At 41.6% G+C, this 18815-nt stretch carries 7 protein-coding genes; all 7 read left to right on the forward strand.

All coding sequences use genetic code 11. The features are described 5' to 3' along the window. The first annotated feature begins 327 nt into the window (after nt 1-327). Nucleotides 328-6627, forward strand: coding sequence for a DEAD/DEAH box helicase (locus tag CWO08_RS11540; RefSeq protein WP_258185324.1), 6300 nt, complete (start codon nt 328-330; stop codon nt 6625-6627). Nucleotides 6628-6639: 12 nt separating this feature from the next. Next, nucleotides 6640-8772, forward strand: a complete 2133-nt coding sequence (locus CWO08_RS11545) for a UvrD-helicase domain-containing protein (RefSeq protein ID WP_108020471.1) — start codon at nt 6640-6642, stop codon at nt 8770-8772. A gap of 346 nt (nt 8773-9118) precedes the next feature. Beyond that, on the forward strand, nt 9119-12253 hold the full coding sequence (locus CWO08_RS11550; protein WP_108020472.1) for a helicase-related protein: 3135 nt from the start codon (nt 9119-9121) through the stop codon (nt 12251-12253). Further along, nucleotides 12250-14172 carry a DUF1998 domain-containing protein gene (gene drmB / locus CWO08_RS11555; RefSeq protein ID WP_108020473.1) on the forward strand — a complete coding sequence of 641 codons (1923 nt, stop codon included), beginning with the start codon at nt 12250-12252 and terminating at the stop codon, nt 14170-14172. The genes CWO08_RS11550 and drmB overlap by 4 nt, the downstream gene beginning before the upstream one ends. After that, entirely contained in the window at nt 14165-15328 is a 1164-nt protein-coding gene (locus CWO08_RS11560; RefSeq protein WP_181360046.1) for an AAA family ATPase, read from the forward strand. Before drmB ends, CWO08_RS11560 begins: the two co-directional genes overlap by 8 nt. Then, nucleotides 15328-16857 carry a hypothetical protein gene (locus tag CWO08_RS11565; protein ID WP_108020475.1) on the forward strand — a complete coding sequence of 510 codons (1530 nt, stop codon included), beginning with the start codon at nt 15328-15330 and terminating at the stop codon, nt 16855-16857. Before CWO08_RS11560 ends, CWO08_RS11565 begins: the two co-directional genes overlap by 1 nt. Then, a complete protein-coding gene (locus CWO08_RS11570; protein ID WP_108020476.1) occupies nt 16854-18752 on the forward strand; it encodes a nuclease-related domain-containing DEAD/DEAH box helicase in 1899 nt (632 codons plus the stop codon). Before CWO08_RS11565 ends, CWO08_RS11570 begins: the two co-directional genes overlap by 4 nt. Nucleotides 18753-18815: the final 63 nt, after the last annotated feature.

Raw genomic sequence — 18815 nt, forward strand, 5'->3', positions numbered from 1 at the left:
GTTCGACGGCCCGCATCAATAGCTGCAATCCAACGGGCATTCAGAGCCATTGTAAATACTGCCGCAGTAAACGTACGGTGCCGAAAAATGCTTTTAAAGCATCCTGTATGACTAAAAAACATCCTAATGATCTGATTTTTCAACAAGAGTTTGATTTTAGAGTGTAACTTGCGTCACTGATTGCATAAAATAGTACACATTAGAAAAGTATGGAATTCTGCGATGTTACCGTCAGTATTGAGTGATCAAGTTGTAAAGAGCCTTAAAAAATACGTTAAGGCGGCATTCAACATGAATAGCCCGAGGTTTGAAGATAAGAACCATTCGATGATAGATGTATTTCTGTCTGATACAAAAAACCTTATCAAAGGACCTTATCTGTCGGTGCAACTGCCATTTCGACAAAGTAACCTGTCTCAACAGTTTTTTGAGCACTTTGAGTTACCTTTTCCTCCTTATACGCATCAGTCCATTGCATATCAGCGTTTAGGTAAACCGCAGCCAGAATCTACCTTGATCGCGACTGGAACTGGCTCGGGCAAAACAGAGTGTTTTCTATACCCGCTACTTAACCATTGTGCTGGTGAACCCATGCCTGGTGTTAAGGCTATAGTCATCTATCCTATGAATGCCTTGGCCACAGATCAAGCTAAGCGTTTTGCTGAAACCATCTATACCAACGAAGGCTTAAAAGGCAAGGTGACAGTTGGACTATTCGTGGGAGGACAAGAAAAAGAGGGCGCTAATACTGCGATGAGCGCTGAGCAAGTGATAACGTGCAAGCATCATCTACGCAATAACCCACCAGATATCTTACTCACCAACTACAAAATGCTCGACTATTTAATGATGCGCCCTGAGGACCAAGCTCTATGGTTGTATAATCAGCCTGGTATGCTGCGCTATTTGGTTGTAGATGAACTGCATACTTTTGATGGTGCTCAAGGGTCAGATCTCGCGTGTTTGATACGCCGTTTGAAGTATCACCTGCAAGTTGAATCTGACAAGTTTGCATGTATTGGTACCTCAGCGACGGTCGGTGACGAACTTGATCCTCTTTTGAATTACGCCGAGAACATCTTTGATGCTGAATTCATTGAGGAATCTGTTGTTAAAGAAGATAGATACTTGTATGAAGAGTACCTGTCCAAAGCGGATATCTCTGAATATTCTTATCCTCCGTTTGATGAAGTTGAGCCTCTGAACCCGAGTGGCTTTGAGTCAGAAGTTAGCTTTCTAAACCAACAAATAAGATGCTGGTTTCCCGAGTTTGAATACTCGCTACCCGATGACATCGAGTCTGATGATGGGCGCTTGTGTCGTATTGAACTTGGTAAGAGATTAATGTCTCATCGCTTTTTCCATTCTTTATTACAAATGCTTGATGGGAAAATTAAACCTCTATCGTCTTTGGTTGCCGAAATAAGCCCTGCATTCTCTATTTCTGAGCAACAAGCAGAGCGAGTGGTGCAAAGCTTTGTATCGCTTGTCTCTATTGCACGTCGAGAAATCATTGAAGATGAAGAACAGACACAGAAACGTTTAGATCGAGGGAAGCCAAGACCAGTATTGCCATTTCTTCAGGTAAGAAACCAACTTTGGCTACGTGAGTTGAGACGTTTGGTCGCTAGTGTTGATGCTGTGCCAAAACTCAGTTTTGGTGATGATATTTCAGGAGAACACTCTGAAAAATACCTCCCTGTTGTGAACTGTCGTGATTGTCATGTGACAGGCTGGGGAGCATACGTACATGGGTACAGTGAGCAATTAGAAACTGAACTAGACGTATTTTATCGCCTTTTTTTCGCCCGTCATCAAAGTGTACGCATTGCGATTCCATTGGAGGAGGAACAAGATCCACCTGCGAAAGGGATAATCCGACGTATTTGTTCTCGCTGCTTAGCAACAAATAAAGACAGCGATAAAGATGAGTGCAATCAGTGTGGCTATGAGAAGCCGATTCGCGTGTTTATTCCTGATCTCATTAAAACAAGTGAGAAGAAAGGTCCCCATTTCGATAGTAGTTGCCCTTATTGCAACAGTAAAAATGGGCTATCGATCATCGGGGCACAGTCTGCAACCTTATCGAGTGTCGCAATCAATCAAATATACGGTAGTCGTTACAACGAAAACAAGAAACTGATTACTTTTTCAGATTCCGTTCAAGATGCAGCTCATCGTGCTGGATTCTTTGCAGCGAGAACTTGGCCCCTTATGGTGCGAAGCCATCTAGGTAGCGTGGCGCAAAACGCCCAAGGCTTTAGTCTTGGCGAGTATGCAGATCTAGTAATTAAAAATGCTGAGATGCAGTCCGGTTCTTTGGAGTCATTTGTTGCTAATTTCATCGCTCCTAATATGGAATGGTTAGGTGAATATCGTGACATGTTAGAGGCGGGTGATGACGGTAAGCTAAAACCAAATAGCAAGCTACCGGATTGGGTCAGAAAGCGACTCAGCTGGGAGGTGTTTGCGGAGTTTGGGATGCGTGCCAGTATTGGTCGAACATTAGAAAAAACCTCTGAGGCAACCATTGATATCTGCTCTGGTGATCTCATGAGCGAGCTATCTAAGTTGCATACCAAGTTGCACGAGGAGCTCGGTGAGGATTTCCATGGTGTCACGGATACAGATGTAATTCATTTCGCATTTGGCGTATTGCATCGCATGCGTCACAAAGGTGCAGTTGCACATGAAGCTCTGGGCCATTATATTCGAGAAGGTGGTGAAACGTACTACCTGACTAAAATCGATAAAGACACTTCTAAGTACATGCCCAACTGGAGTAATAAAACACGCACTCCGGCGTTTTTGACGTTTGGTAAAAATAAGCGTTTCGACGAACTTATAGGTTCAAAATCGAGAAAAAGCTGGTATCAGAACTGGGTTGAACGCTGTTTCGACAATGGCAGTAATGTCATGATTAGTAGCCACGCTGTGACCATATACACGTTGTTAATGAAGACGCTGCGAAGAGTGGGGGTCACTCAAGAATTTGAGTCAAAGGGGCAATCGGTATGGGGTATTCAGCCCAGTGCTCTCCTCATTACTAACCAAGTTACGAATCTTGGCTGCGATTGCTGCACCAGCTCAGTATCGGTGGCACAAGAGGCGGTCAATGTATGGCGTAATCAGCCTTGTCACAACGAAAACTGTAGAGGACGTTATGTCGTTGAACAACGTTTGCAAGACAAGGAGTGGTCTTACTCCCAAGCTTATCGAGTTAATGCACAGGAACATACGGGTCTTCTGGAGAGAAGCGTTAGGGAACATACCGAGAAGTCATTTATAAAAGGAGAGGCCAATTGGTCGGTGAACTTGCTATCGGCAACACCGACTTTGGAAATGGGGATTGATATTGGTGATCTTTCATCAGTACTACTTTGTTCAGTTCCTCCTGCGCAGTCGAACTATCTTCAGCGTATCGGGCGTGCTGGCCGTAAAGACGGCAACGCTTTCAATATGACGGTAGCAGAGGGTAACCCACATGACCTCTATTTCTACCAAGATCCATTAGATATGATGTCGGGTAGCGTTTCAGCACCGGGGTGTTTCCTTGACGCTTCCGCTATTTTAGAAAGGCAACTCACTGCGTTTTGTATGGACTGTTGGATACAGACAGGGATTGGTAGCGATCAAATATCGAAGCGCGTAAAACAAATGCTTGATGCCAGTGAGGGAAACCAGACTGAGCGTTATCCTTTTAACTTCATTAATTACGTCGAATCCAATAAAGATAACCTGTTTAATGAGTTTGTATTGGTTTTTAACAGCATATCCGAGCACTCGATGGCCAAGTTGCGCGAATTTATTATAGGTAGCGACGAACAATATGGGTTAGCAGCAAAAATCCAGCAAAGCTTGGAAATGCTGGTAAAGGATCGTAAGTCTTTGCAAGGCCGTGCTGAGAAGCTCAAAAGAAGCATCAATAAGCTAAAAGAATCACCGGTAAAAGATAAGAACTATCAGGATGATTTAAATGAACTTGAGAATGAGAGGAATGCGTTACTTGCTCTGATTCGTGAAATCAACGGTAAAGATGCCCTCAATTTTATGACGGATGAGGGTTTACTGCCCAATTATTCTTTTCCCGAAGCTGGCATTACTCTTCGCTCAGTTCTTTGGCGTAAGAAAGAAAATGTAGAACAACAAGACGGTCAAAGTCAGTATCTTACGAAAACCTTTGAGTACGAGCGGCCAGCTGCTGCGGCGATCTCTGAGCTCGCACCAACAAACCATTTCTATGCTGGTGGACATAAGGTAGAGATCGAACAAATTGATATGAAGGTATCAGAGCCTGAAACTTGGCGTGTTTGTAGCCATTGTAATCACAGTGAATTGCTAGAAGCTGATCAGTTTTCAACTTGTCCTAAATGTGGTCACCCAGGCTGGAGCGATGCAGAACAAAAAATGAGGTTGCTTAAGCTTCGTCAGGTTTATGCTCGTTCCAATGCGCGAGAAGCAAGGATTACCGATGATGCGGACAGCCGCACACCATCGTTCTTCCAGCGTCAACTGCTTGTCTCCTATAAGCCTGAAGATGTTCAATACGCATATGAAGTAGACAACGATGAAGTACCATTTGGATTTGAATATTTGAGTAAAGTATCTCTTAGGGATATTAACTTTGGTTCGGTAGCGGAAGACGCAACAGAGTTTTATGTAGCGGGTGACATTAAGAAAAAAACCGGATTTAAGGTGTGCTCGGATTGTGGTTTTGTGCAAAAACCATATACCACAGAAGAAAAGCACGACATTAGTTGTAAATACAGAGGTAGTACCAAAGAGACAAAGTTCGAAGACTTCTTGTATCTCTATCGTCAACTAGAGTCAGAGGCCATTCGCATTCTCTTGCCTGTGAGTAATTATGGCATGGGCCAAGTGACTGAAGCATCGTTAAGTGCTGCGCTTCAGCTAGGCATGAAGGAATACTTTAAGGGTAGTGTAGATCACATTAAAGGTACGATTTATCGTGAACCTGAAGATGCTGGCGAAAGCTATCGTCACTATTTGGTGATCTATGATTCTGTTCCGGGCGGTACAGGTGCGTTGAAAGAGCTGATGCAAGATGAAGGCAACCTTCTGAAGTTGTTGAGGAAAGCACTTGATCACATCAATCAATGTGAATGTAACTTTGAAGAGAAAGATGGCTGTTACAAGTGTGTCTATGCCTATCGTGATCGAGGAAAGATGAGGGCGATTTCTCGTGATCATGCAAGAAAGCTGCTCACTACAATCTTGGATCATGAGAATGAACTTAAACCGATCAAATCGCTGTCTGATATTTCGATTAATGTAATGTTGGAGTCAGAGCTTGAACGCCTGTTTATCGATACACTGCAACAATCGACGTCAGAGTTCATTATTTCTAAAGACTTCGTTCACGGTAAGGCAGGTTGGTCGTTACTGTCGAAACTCAACAAAACAGTGAGCTGGCATCTTGTTCCGCAAGTTCACCTTAGTAGTAAAGACGGAGTTGCAGTAGATACAAGACCTGATTTTGTTCTTTATCCTGCATCAGAAAGCTTAAATGCAAAGCCTGCCGCGATTTATCTTGATGGTTTCGAACACCACCAAAATAGTGTGCATGACGACGTACTTAAACGGACTGCTGTAATCAGTAGTGGGAAGTATCAGGTTTGGACACTTACTTGGCATGATTTGGTTAACCCAGATTCGAAACACTTAAAGGAAGTATTCGGTCTGAATCGCATGGAAGTTAAGCAAAAAGAGCCTCACTATCCGCTGTTCAATCAACGAAACTACGAAACGTTACGTAATGTTTATGATGGTAAGAACAACTTTTTATTGTTTAAACAATGGATACACCAACCATTAGAAATGGGTACTTTGTTCAAGCAGGCCGCATTCGCGAACAGCTTTTACTGGTTATCGATAAAAGGTTCGAAAGATCCTGCTACCAGAAACAAGTTCATTTATGAAATGAAAGAGAACTGTGACACATATCGTCAGCAAGATCTGTGTTTGGATGCTCCTTTCTTTTTTGGTGGTTTACTTGATGCAACAAGCACATCTCAAAGGCTGATTGAAGTCGCAACAGTGATGCCAGCACAGTGTTATATCTCTGTAGTGAAGCAGCAAGTGAAAGGGTTAGAACCAGCGGAGTATGCTGAGTCAGTTACTAGGCTTCACCTATGCTTCGATGATCGCTACATCGATGAAGACGGCTATGAGCAGGCGCTTGCCGGATATTGGAAGTTAGTGAATATTGGCCAGTTTATGTCTGACTTCTCTTTCACTTCGCGAAAAGCATTGCTTGACGAACCTGTAGTTAAAACCAAGCCAAAACTTAAAGAAAATACGAGGGATGAGGGTGCTATTTCTGACGGTTGGCAGGAAATTATTGAGTTAGAGCTTGTAGAGAACACACTCGTTGAGTTAATGATATCTAAAGGTTTAGCAGCTCCAGAAGTAGGCTTGGAAATTAAAAATGCAATGGGTGAGATCATCGCAGAAGCCGAATTTGCATGGCTGGATAGAAAAGTGGCGTTGATTCTTTCAGAGTTGGATAGCTTTGAGTCAGAGTTTATAAGCCAAGGCTGGGAGACTGTAGTTGGTGAGCTAGACGAAATGACAATAAATAATTTAATAGACTTAATGGGGAAGTAGAGAATGAGTGTAATGGAAATGCCTAAAGTGGCTATCGCCGGTGATTTTTTAGCGGCTTTTGCAAAAATCCCCAAGAAGCAACAAAAGAAAGTTCAAGAGTTTATTAGTAAATTTCGTCAAGACCCAATGAGCTCTGGCATCAACTATGAGAAAGTCCGAGACGCCAAAACTGCGAATGTCCATTCAGTTCGAATTGATCAGACTTACAGAGGTATTGTTCTAAAACCTGAAACTGGCAACTTGTATATGTTAATGTGGGTTGCGCATCATGATGATGCATATGATTGGGCCAGAAGGCATGATTGCCAGATTCACCCCTCCACAGGTGCGATACAGGTTATTAATGTAGAGCACGTCGAGGAAGTTTCAGTTCAGAAAGCTATCGTGACAGAGGTTAGAAAGGCGCTGTTTGAAGTGTACAACGCTAAACAAATCATGGCGTTAGGTGTACCGGAAAGCTTTGTTGAATCTGTACTTGCTGTCACATCAGAAGCTGAACTTGAAAAACTAGAGCCTCGCATACCACCCGAAGCGTATGAACCGTTATATCTGCTAGCCGCTGGAGAGGACTACGATGAGCTATTGGCGTCGTACAATGAGGTTAAAGAGGACGAAGTTGTAGACACCAATGACTTTGCCGCCGCCTTGGAGAGAACTTCATCTCAGCGTAATTTCCGTATTGTTACTGATGACCTTGAGCTACAGAAAATGATGAATGCGCCATTAGAAAAATGGCGTGTTTTCCTGCACCCTAGTCAACGGAAATTAGTCACGCGAGAGGCTAAAGGTCCAATACGTGTACTTGGAGGGGCAGGTACTGGTAAAACTGTCGTTGCTATGCACAGGGCTGTCTGGTTGGCAGAAAAACTCGAATCAACCCCAAGTGGTAAAATCTTGTTTACTACTTTCACGCGCAACCTTGCAGCTGATATTAAAGCAAATCTAAAGAAGATCGCTTCAGAAGAACAAATGGAACGAATTGAAGTCGCAAATATTGATGGTTGGATTAAACGTTTCCTCAAACGCTTTAACTATGATTACACGGTGGTTTATGACAACCACAAGGATCGTGAGCTGTGTTGGAAGATTGCGAGTGACCAGATTCCCGTAGAGCTGGGTTTGCCAGAGTCATTTTATGAAGAAGAGTGGCGTCATATAATTCAAGGTCATGACGTAAAAACGAAAGCAGAATACTTCCGTGTAAGTCGTGTAGGTCGCGGTACTGCATTAAGCCGAGTTCAAAGAGCAAAAATCTGGCCTGTATTTGAAGAGTTTCGAAATCAAATGAACCGTAAGCGCATTCGCGAAATGAATGACGCAATGATGGATGCTATTAAAATCCTCAAGGAGCAGAAAATTTCTCTCCCTTACAGTTCAATTGTGGTCGATGAGGCTCAGGATATCGGTAGCCAGGCATTCACATTACTTCGTGCTATCGTTCCAGAGCAGGGGAATGATCTGTTCATCGTCGGTGATGGCCATCAACGGATTTATCGAAATAAAGTGGTTCTGGGACGTTGCGGAATCAACGTTCGTGGGCGACGTTCTCAAAAGCTAAGAATCAACTATCGTACAACGGAAGAGACGCGCAGATTTGCCACCGGGGTTCTTGAAAATGTTGATGTGGATAACCTAGATGGTGAGCAGGATAAGTCTACGGATTATATGTCGCTGTTCCACGGTGATGCTCCTGTAGTGCATTTGGGTAAAACTCTTGGTGATGAGGTTGACTTTATTAAGTCTCAAATTGATAGCCTGTTAACAGTGGAAGTACCCTTGCAAGATATCTGCCTGGTGGCAAGGACACAGGCGATGAGAGATAACTATGCACGTGAGCTTGAGGCAAGAGGTATTCAGTATCACGCTCTTTCCGTTGACAGCGCAGACAGTGATAAACCTGGGTTACGTGTTGCAACCATGCACCGTGTTAAAGGGCTGGAGTTTCAATACATCTTTATTGCAGGTGTGAACGATGGAGTAATTCCTTTGAAACGACTGTTGACGGAAGACCCTGTTGAAAAGCGTGATTATGACTTTAATGAGAGGGCACTACTTCATGTAGCGGCTACTCGTGCGATTAAAGGGTTGTATGTAACAGCTTCAAATCAACCAAGTTCTTATATCTCAAGCTACATCTTACACTAATCGCATGGTATTCTCTAAGTGTAAGCGGACAACCTCTATAAATTCATTATGTTTGAATGGTATTTTAACTATCTAAGCTATTGATGTTTTGTGCTTTAAAGTTGTATTTCATAGGCTGTCTAGTGCTTTGTCTAAATGCAAACGATCGTCATTATGGATGAATAAATGGCGAGTCGAATAGTAAACAACCCAATAATCAGGAAGTTTGTTGGGTGCGACTTACCTTGCTTCATTAAATATTTAGTGGTTCAGGTATGGATGATGATATTTCCGTTCTAAAAGGTGTGCCGGAGTTAATCTTTTAGGCGTTTAGTGGCTTGGTTTTAGTATTTGGAGTGGGGAGCTTGTGAATATTACGTCTGAAAGAGCTGGCTTTGTAAAGTTTGTCGAAGATAATTTAGTTAGAACAAAAAGTGAAAAGCTTAAGGTAAATCCTCTCAAGCAATTCCATGTTGGATTGCTCCGACCTTTACCAGAAGACAAAACTGAAACTTCAAACCGAACTCGTAATAGTGTTGCTTCTATCACAGCGCCGTCATCGGCGGGTTTCTCATTCTATATTACAGGTTCTAGGATTCGCCTTTCAATTGAATATGAATGTACAACTTTTTGTGACGAAAGCGTAAGAGATTCTCAGACTCGTGGTCGTAAGAGTGAAAATTGGAGGAAAGAAGTTTACTCATTAGAGAAAAACTTTTTTGAAGCGCTTGCCCCTGATAATGGTTCGTATACTAATGTTTCAACAAATATTTTTGGATCTGAGGACGGTCATAGAGCAAAGCTATATCAAACTTGGCGTCCCTTTAAAGCTGGGTACATAGTCACACTAACCCTAGCCAATCAACAGACTATTGCAGAGACTGAAAAAGAAACGTCAAAGATGGCGAGTAAGACGATTTTTGATGTGAAACTACGGTGCACAGTTATAGAGGGGAAAGTTAGTAGTTATCCTCAGAAAGACTTTTCTCTGTTGACTGATGAGGAAAAGGAACTGGAGCTAAGATATAAAACTGTTAAAAATTACGCGATTGGGCATGCTGTCGGCGTCGATTGGTCAGTTCAAAACGGACACCGTGTAATTGAAACTACCTTCATGCCAAAAGTAGAGGTGCCTAGTGTTACAGCGAATACTGCGGGTTCTGAAACCAACCACCTCAATTTTAAAATCCTATCTACCTGCCACAAAAACAAGAGTGTTTTTGATTATTTAACAAACTTTGCCAATGGGTATGGCGATTGGTTGAGCATGCAGCAGTCGATGATGGATGCTATGGAATCTCATGAGCGTGAGGTAGCAAATAGTATCGTTAATAGAGCGAAAATTGCCTACGCGCGAATTGTTGAAGGGATTGAATTTTTAAAAGGGAATAAACAGGCTCAACTTGCGTTTTCATTTATGAACGCAGCAATGCTCAAGCAAATGACTGCAGGTCAAGATTCACCGGATTTTGATAAGTTTAATTGGAGACCGTTTCAGCTTGCGTTTGTATTGATGGCCATGAAATCATCAATTGATGAAGGAGATATCAATCGAGATGTCGTTGATTTGATATGGTTTCCGACTGGTGGTGGTAAAACAGAAGCCTACTTGGGTGTAATGGCTATGGTTTTTGTCTACCGTCGTTTGGTTTATCCTCAAAGCCAAGACAGTACGGTAGCCATCATGCGTTATACGTTGACCCTGCTAACGGGACAGCAATTTGTCCGTGCCGCAAAAGTAGTATGTGCTCTTGAATTACTAAGAAGGAAGTCCGAGAAGTTATTAGGCACCACTCCTTTTACATTGGGCCTATGGGTTGGAAGTAAAAGTACTCCAAATACCTACTATCAAGCTCAACAGGTTCTTAACAACCAAAATTTTGAAAAGTTAGGGATGACATCTTGCCCTTGGTGTAAAAGCAAATTTTCTGAAAAGAACTACCTAGCACACGAAACACGGTTCGACATCAAGTGTACAAATGAAGCTTGTGAATTTGGTTCCAGTAACAATAGCATACTGCCGTGCAAAACGGTCGACGAATCCTTATACGACAACCCGCCAACTCTTCTACTTGCTACTGTAGATAAGTTTGCCATGCTTGCCTGGGATGGTAGGGCGGAAGTATTTTTTGGAGGTAAAGGGAAACGACCTCCGGAACTGATCATACAAGACGAACTTCATCTGATATCGGGTGCTTTAGGATCAATAGTAGGCCTGTACGAAGTCGGTATTGAAACGGCGTTGATAAAGCGTGGTATTTATCCGAAGTACATCGCATCAACAGCAACGATTAGGAATGCGAGTGAGCAAGTTAAGCAACTTTACGGTAAATCCTCAGCAGTCTTTCCTCCTGCCGGGCTAGAACATGATGATTCATATTTTGCTAGAACGGTCCCGATAACAGAGAAGCCAGGACGTTTGTACGTGGGCTATATGGCATTTAGTAAATCGAAAAGAGATTCTCTAGAGCCATTGTCCAGTTTAATTGCTATTGCGCCAGCGGTACATTTTGTTGGTAAGCCAGAATATAAAGATGCTTGGTGGACTCAGTTGGTTTACCACGGAAGTTTGAAAGGGGTTTCGGCGAGTGACGCTTCATTTAAAGGGCCAATTACTCGTTCAATACAGCAGAAGCTTTTTGAATATACGCAGGAACTAACAGAAGACGAGCACAAATCTCGCAAACAGGAAGTAAGTCGTCTGCTAAATGTAAAGTCGCTGACTTCTCTTCAGGGCGCCGAGAAGAACAATCAGACGTTTGCCGAGCTTGAAGAGCCGTATCGAAGCTCTAATGTTGTAGATGTCGCTTTGGCAACTAATATGATATCAGTTGGGTTAGATGTAGAGCGTTTGGCGGTAATGGTCATAAACGGTCAGCCCTTGACTACGTCTGAATATATTCAGGCAAGCAGTCGTGTTGGTCGTGGCGAAATACCTGGTGTTGTATTTGTAAACTATTACAAATCACAGACTAGCAGCTTATCTCACTATGAAAACTTCCGTTCTTATCATGAGTCATTTTATCGCTATGTTGAACCAACAAGCCTTACTCCTTTCACTTATCAAGCACTCAAGAAGGCATTACATGCGTCTCTAATTATTGCATTAAGAATGTCTGGTATTGGGTTGGTTGCTAATGGCAGTGCAGATCTGTTCGATGCCAAAAACCAAGATGTGAGCCTGCTTGTGCAAATGTTGAAAGGGCGCATACGCAATGCCATAGAAGGGCCTTTTGATACTGACTTACAGCGACAAGACCAAGCTATCAAACTGAACACAACGCTAGATATGTTAGAAGAACTGGTTGAGGAGTGGTCTCAACATGCTAAAGAAAGCAAACAAAAAAGAAGGCAGCTTCATTTTAATAGCAAAGATCGGGCCGTGGACTCATTAATAAAAACACATGATGTTGAAAAAAAGGCTCTTTGGGATACACAAACATCGATGCGAAATGTAGAAGACAGCACTCTTGTTAATACAGTTCGAGGGCTAAAAAAATGAACACTAAATTGACGGCTATTAGATTATCTCACATTGCTTCCCAGCAAGGTGTTGGCAGCATCGCTCGTCTGGAAAATGATTACACTGGTGTCATTGTTGATACTCGTTATTGGTTTACTAGTGGTAATCCGACTCCCCAAAATGAGTTGAAAAATGTTAGTCGTATTCAACGCTGCTTGGAAATTCCTCAACGTCTTTATTTACCACCTACCGGTAACGAAGATAATGAAGACGACGCGAGTAGAGCGATACCTGCTGTTCTATTTCCTAGCTATTTGCAATGTATGGGCTGTGGTCAACTTGATCTAGCTCCCTGGGATAATAGTCCCCATAAATCATCGACTAAGCCACGTTGTATCAAATGTAATGGGGTGATGAGTCAGGGGACATATTGTGTAGTAGACAACTTTGGTAACTTAGATGATGTCAATTGGAGTTATCTTTGTCATTACCCTTTTAATCGCGAGCTAAAAAGAATAGTTCCACCTGAAGGTAAGGCTGCGGTTTGCTATAACTCCCATCATAAAGATCATTTAAGAATCGAATTTGTAAGTGGACGTCAGAAGGTATCTTGTTCTTGTTGTGGTAGTTCAGTCTTTTTTGAACCAACTCAGGCAGGGCTTAAACCAATGAAGCCGCAGCCTTGGATTTTTGAAAAGATTGTCGACGAGTCAGCAGAATTCAAGCGCAAAGGGGAAGTTGTTGAAATTAACCATCCAAGTGTATATTCACCAATTAACCTTGATGGGTTAGTTATCCCTCCGGAATCAAATAGCAATGACTGCGACCAGACGTTTGGTGATATTTCAACGTATTCAGATGATCTTGATGATGTATTAAATGCGCCAAGTGATTTTTTGAGAAAACGTCGAACGGATCAATTAGCAAGAAAGCTAAACATAGCCGTTGAAGAAATACACAAAGCATTATATGTCTATGAGTTTGGTGTCAATGAGCATGATACTCAAGAGCTCATTGGTACACCGGGTCAAATGAAAGAAGAAGAGTATGATGCATTAATTACGGAACAGTCTTTTTCTCCATCGGCAGACTTTAAAACAAGACATCTAACAGAGTTTTATGAGGATCTGCGGTCTAGTTTATCCGATGAATTACTTCCAATAAGCCTAATCGTTAACGACTTGGTGAAAGTGGAGCGTCTTAGAAAGGTACAAGTATTTAGCGGTTTCCTTCGCTCACAAAGAGATTTAGATCCTGAAACAGATGCCTCAAAGAAATCGAAAGCTCAGGAAGACAAAGACAAATTTCAACCTCAAACAGTACAGCCTAATATTGTTGGTGACACTGATTGGCTACCAGCGATCAATCTTTATGGAGAGGGAATCTTCGTTACATTGAGCTTAAAATGGTTAAGAGCTTGGTCATATCATGATGGGGTTGCACGAAGGATTAGTGAACTAGCTAACCATTATGAACAGTCTGAGAGCCAACTTATGGTTGATGAGCTTACTCCTGAATTTGTTTTACTTCATACGTTGTCGCATTTGATCATAAGAGAGCTGGAAGATAAATGTGGTTACCCGGCATCGTCGTTATGTGAACGAGTTTATTCTTCAAAAGAAGAAGGTATGCATGGTTTTTTGATTTATACCGCAGTGGCTGACAAAAGCGGCTCTCTTGGTGGGTTAATGGAATTGGCTGAGCCAAAGTCCTTTCTAACTATTTTAGATAGTGCAATAAAAAGAGCGCATTGGTGTACGTTAGACCCAGTGTGTTCAGATCATGGTGGGCAGGGGAGAGATGGCCTCAATAGAGCGGCCTGTCACGGTTGTACTTTAGTTCCCGACACCAGTTGTTCATACGGCAATGTCTTCTTGGACCGGGTGTTGATTAAAGGTGATAGGGAATATGGAATCCCTTCCTTGGTAGAATTTATTCGGGAGAATGCCAGTGAGTAAACGAGTCAATGAATTACCTCAGTCACATAACCTTACCAAACAGCAACAAAGAGTGTTGAGGTTACCGTTAGAGGGACAGCATTTGGTAGTGGGTGCGCCGGGTACAGGTAAGTCTGTAGTCGCACTGCATCGCATGAAAAAATACCAAGGAAAAGGCAGAGCGCCTAAAGTGTTGACGTTCAATCATGTGCTAGCAGCGCATACATCTCAACTAGCTGAGTGTGACTTAACAACCGCGATGAGTTGGTTATATAAAACACAGTACGAACTGACTGAGCAGTATATGCCAGAGAGGCCACCTACTGCTAAGGAAAAAAAGAAAAGGGAAGTGAACCCAGACTATTATCAACTCAAAAATATCTTTGCATCTCATTACGGGAAGGTTCCAATCCAAGATCTGATCGTAGATGAGGGACAAGACTTACCAACAGGATATTATGAATCAGTAATGGAGCTAGGTTTTGAGAACTTTTTCATTGTTGGTGATCAGAACCAACAGATTACAGAAGATAATTCGAGTCGAAGAGATTTGGAGGAGGTATTGGGGTTATCTCCAGGTAGCGTAATTGAGCTTGAGGAGAACTTCCGGAATACGGGGCCAATTGCCAAGCTTTGTCAGCACTTCTATACAGATAGAGCGAGCCCATTGCCTAAGTTGCCCGAGCGCTCATCGCTATTAAAACCGACGCTTATGAACTATTCAACGGTAAATGCCTGTGTAGAGACTATTCTAAGAGCTGCAGATAGAGACAGTGGAAAGCTAATTGGTGTTATTGTCGCCAGCGAAACTAAGAGAGCTGATTACGTTAAAAAGTTCGATCAAATTGACGTCAAGAGGGATAACGAAAAACCAATAGTATCCAGTTACTCCAGCAATCAAAAACAAGGCAATGTTAATATCGACTTTTCAAAAGGTGGTATTGTTGTTTTATGTGATAAATCTGTTAAAGGGATTGAATTTGATACAGTTTATGTCATTTTGGATGGACTTAAAATCATCGGCGAAGATAAAGATGCAATGAGAAAGCGGTTGTACGTTATGACGTCTAGAGCTAAAGATGAACTTTTCTTGATGCAAAGTGCTCAGTACCCAAACCAACCAGTTGAAGCGTTGCTTCCGTCTGATCCCAACATTTTAGAAAGAGATACAATCTAATGGCTAAGCAACAATTTTATATTCCTATTTGTGTAGATAACCTTGCTCAGTTTTTTGCTTTTGGCTTTATTACGCCAGCTAGCGTTTTTCCGATAGGTCATTATATACCAGATGAGTTGTTTCTTCACTCAAACGTTATACCGTTACACAGGAAACCCACAGCGAAAGCTAAGATACCAGCTCATGGTGTACAAGCGTCGAGGAAAGAAGATCCATATGCAAAGAGTGCTATTGTAATTGTCTCCTTAGATGGAGCTAACCTAGAACCGTCAGAATCTTCAACGTGGCTGTATTTAGATAGAATTTTGCCAACCTACTGTATTAGGGAGGTAATCTTTGAGGATCAGGATGCTCATGAACACTTTGATTATTTGACAAGGTCAACGGGGCGCGTATCCGATGAATTACTCAATAGAATAAGCTTCAAAAAAGGTGACTTTGATAAATTTCTGCAACTAGAGGAGCTAAGCGAGCTAGTTGGTGTTGAAGATGCATTAGAAACTAACGGTGCTCTGAGGCCGCTAGGGTTTGATCAAAACTTACTCTATAAAATGAGTGGATACGGTGCAGCTCTCGCTCTGACATATGTAATGGCTAAGAACGGCAAAGTAGCCAATGATGCCTTTAAAGTACTTTCAAATGTAGGAGCAAACGAAAGTGATTCTGCGTCTCCTTTAGCTATAAAGTTGACCAAACTATATCTATTTCGTGATTCTGAAGAAGATAGCTCAAAACATCGTATTCAGGACGAATTCTTTGACTTGTTGATTAGCTGCGGCGCAAACGAGAAAGTGTTAGATAAGCTTATTCCCTTTTTCGATTTAGATCTCGGAGAACCTAAAGCTACTGAATTTTTACGAGGCCTCAAAACTCGCCTTAGCGATACGCTGAAAGGTAAAGTGGAAAGTACGAATTCTGAGCAAATGGAAGCTTTCCGCAAAGTAGATCGGGTCAGTCAGTTTATAGATCAGGTTGTAACAATGTTCTCATTGCTTGATGAAACGGAAAAGCTCTTTACACAACCCATACACACTATTAGTGGAGAAGGGTACGTAAATATCGCGATGGCTTATGGTATGCGAGATAAGTTTTACGAAGTTCCAAAGAGTGTCAGACAAATTCAAGGGTTAGAATGTTTTGTTATTGAACGTATGTATGAGTATTTCTTAACTGTCACGAATCAAACGAGTGAAAGGATTAAACAAGAGTTCTCGTTAGTACCAACATTAGTAGATATTTTAGATGATTCACAAACGCCTGAACTCAAAAGTGTACTATCTCATAAGTTTGATCTAGTGTCGAACAACCTCAAGCAAATCGTGTCAGTTGGAGAACATATTTATGTTCCAGAGCATCCAGAGAAATTGATTGAAATCTTACCGTCAAATGAGTCTGAGTTTGCAGCTAAAATGGTTGCGCAAAGAGCCTTTGAAGATGTTGACTTCAATGTCATTTTGAAACTTTATGAAGACGAAAAGGCTCTTGCTAAAGCTCGTAAGAAATTCGCGAATCAATTGAATAAACTATGAGATTAAATCCGTCTCAGCCATATAACAATGGCAGCTATGCCGAGCTGTTAATTTTTGATGCGTTTCGTGGCGTCGAAATGTCAGAGGCCATCTGTTTTAACTCTCTTCACCTGATGTCACACAGTGAAAAACGTATGGGTGAGTTAGATTTTGTTCTAGTTTGTAGCCGAGGCATTTTCGTTTTTGAGGTCAAGGGCGGGCGAGTTTATCAAAATGAAGGTAGATGGTATTCGAGGTCGAGGCAAAGAAATTACTCAATTGAAAACCCATTTAATCAATCACGAACTGCCCTATTTTCAATGCTAGACTCATTGAATGAAAAAGGTATTTCATTAGAATGCGTTCCTGTTGGCTACGGTGTTCTACTTCCAAATACATTAGGGTTAACAAGTTCGTTAGAGTATGACGCTTTTATGTTTGGATGTAAGAATATACTTAAAGGTTTCAGCTCTTGGTTAAATAAATTTATTGAATACTGGGTCAAAAAAGTGGATTCGCCCGTAAATCTATCTGCCCATGAAATTTTAGAGATAGCGAATCTTTTAAGACCTGATTCTATTTTAAATCAAAGAGCAGCGAAGGTTTCTGCGTGCATTGATCATTTGAACGCAATGCAAAAACAAGTAGTGACTGCCTTTGAAAATAAACAGCGTGTTATATGTGAAGGCGCAGCTGGAACAGGTAAGACTTACTTAATTAAACTAATATCTAGGGAATTTGTTCACCCCGACGAAAAGATACTAGTGTTGTGTGAGTCTAGATGGTTGAAAGGACGCCTAAAATCAGACTTGAACACTTCAAATATAGTTGTTGCGACTATTGATAGTCTGCAGGTTGATTCACGTAGGTCTTTTATTAGTCAATATGATGTGGTGATTGTAGATGAAGCTCAAGATCTGTATCAATCAAATAAACTATGTAAACTGGAGCCTTATATTAAAGGTGGCTTTCAGAAAGGTAGATGGGTCTTATTTCAAGACCTGATCAATCAAAGCGAGTTCTTTGAAAGCCCGGACGAGTCAGTGATGGAATATCTGAAAAACTCTTGTGATGTTCATTTGTCATTAGATGTTGCTTATCGATACTCAAGAACCACATTAAACTTCCTCTCTAACCTATTAGATTCTGATAGGATTGCAACGAAGAAGATTCAAGGTCCTGACGTCGAAATATTTTCTTCTGATACCGAACAAGACGAAATAAAACAAGTTGAGTTCGTAATATCTAACGCTTTAAAAGCAGGTTATCGTCATTCCGACATAACTATCCTTTCTAGTAACCCTTTCTTTGATAGCTGCGCCTCTAGAACTTCAGATACCGTACTAAGAAATATTGTTCAACTAGATGATTTCAATGTAAAGAACATGCCGCTGCCAGGGATAAGCTTTTCAGAGCTTAATCACTTTAAGGGATTAGAAAACAAAGTGATCGTCTTGGTGGATTTTAAGAAGAAATGTTTGGATAACACCTCTAAGGCTTATGTCGCAATGACACGAGCATCTGAACATTTATTCGTTGTATGGTCGACAGGAGAGAGTCCTATTCCCTTGTCATTCAGCGAACCGAAAGCAATAAGCTCATTAGATGATATTTCTGAATCAATAGATATGGCCGATTGGCAAGAAGTTCTGGACATAACATTTCTTTTAGAAGAGTGTGCGGCGTTCATAAAGTTAAATGTACCTGTGCCGATCTGTGGCTACGAACTCGTATTAACTGACAAAGTAGTGTCTGAAGTTGAACTTGCCTGGCCTCAATCTAAGCTTTGTATCTTTGGAGATGACACAGAGCCTAAAGATATAGATGAATTTGTATCGGCAGGGTGGACCTGCTTTCAGTCGCCATTTAGCAATACTGAGTTAAACGAAATATCGAAATTAATTCTAGATAGCTAAAGCTGTTATTGCCTACAAGAGTGTGCAGTTGCTAATAGCTGCTAGCGATAGCTAAAGGAAATA

The organism is Vibrio sp. 10N.286.48.B8 (assembly GCF_003050085.1).
Classification (GTDB): domain Bacteria; phylum Pseudomonadota; class Gammaproteobacteria; order Enterobacterales; family Vibrionaceae; genus Vibrio; species Vibrio crassostreae.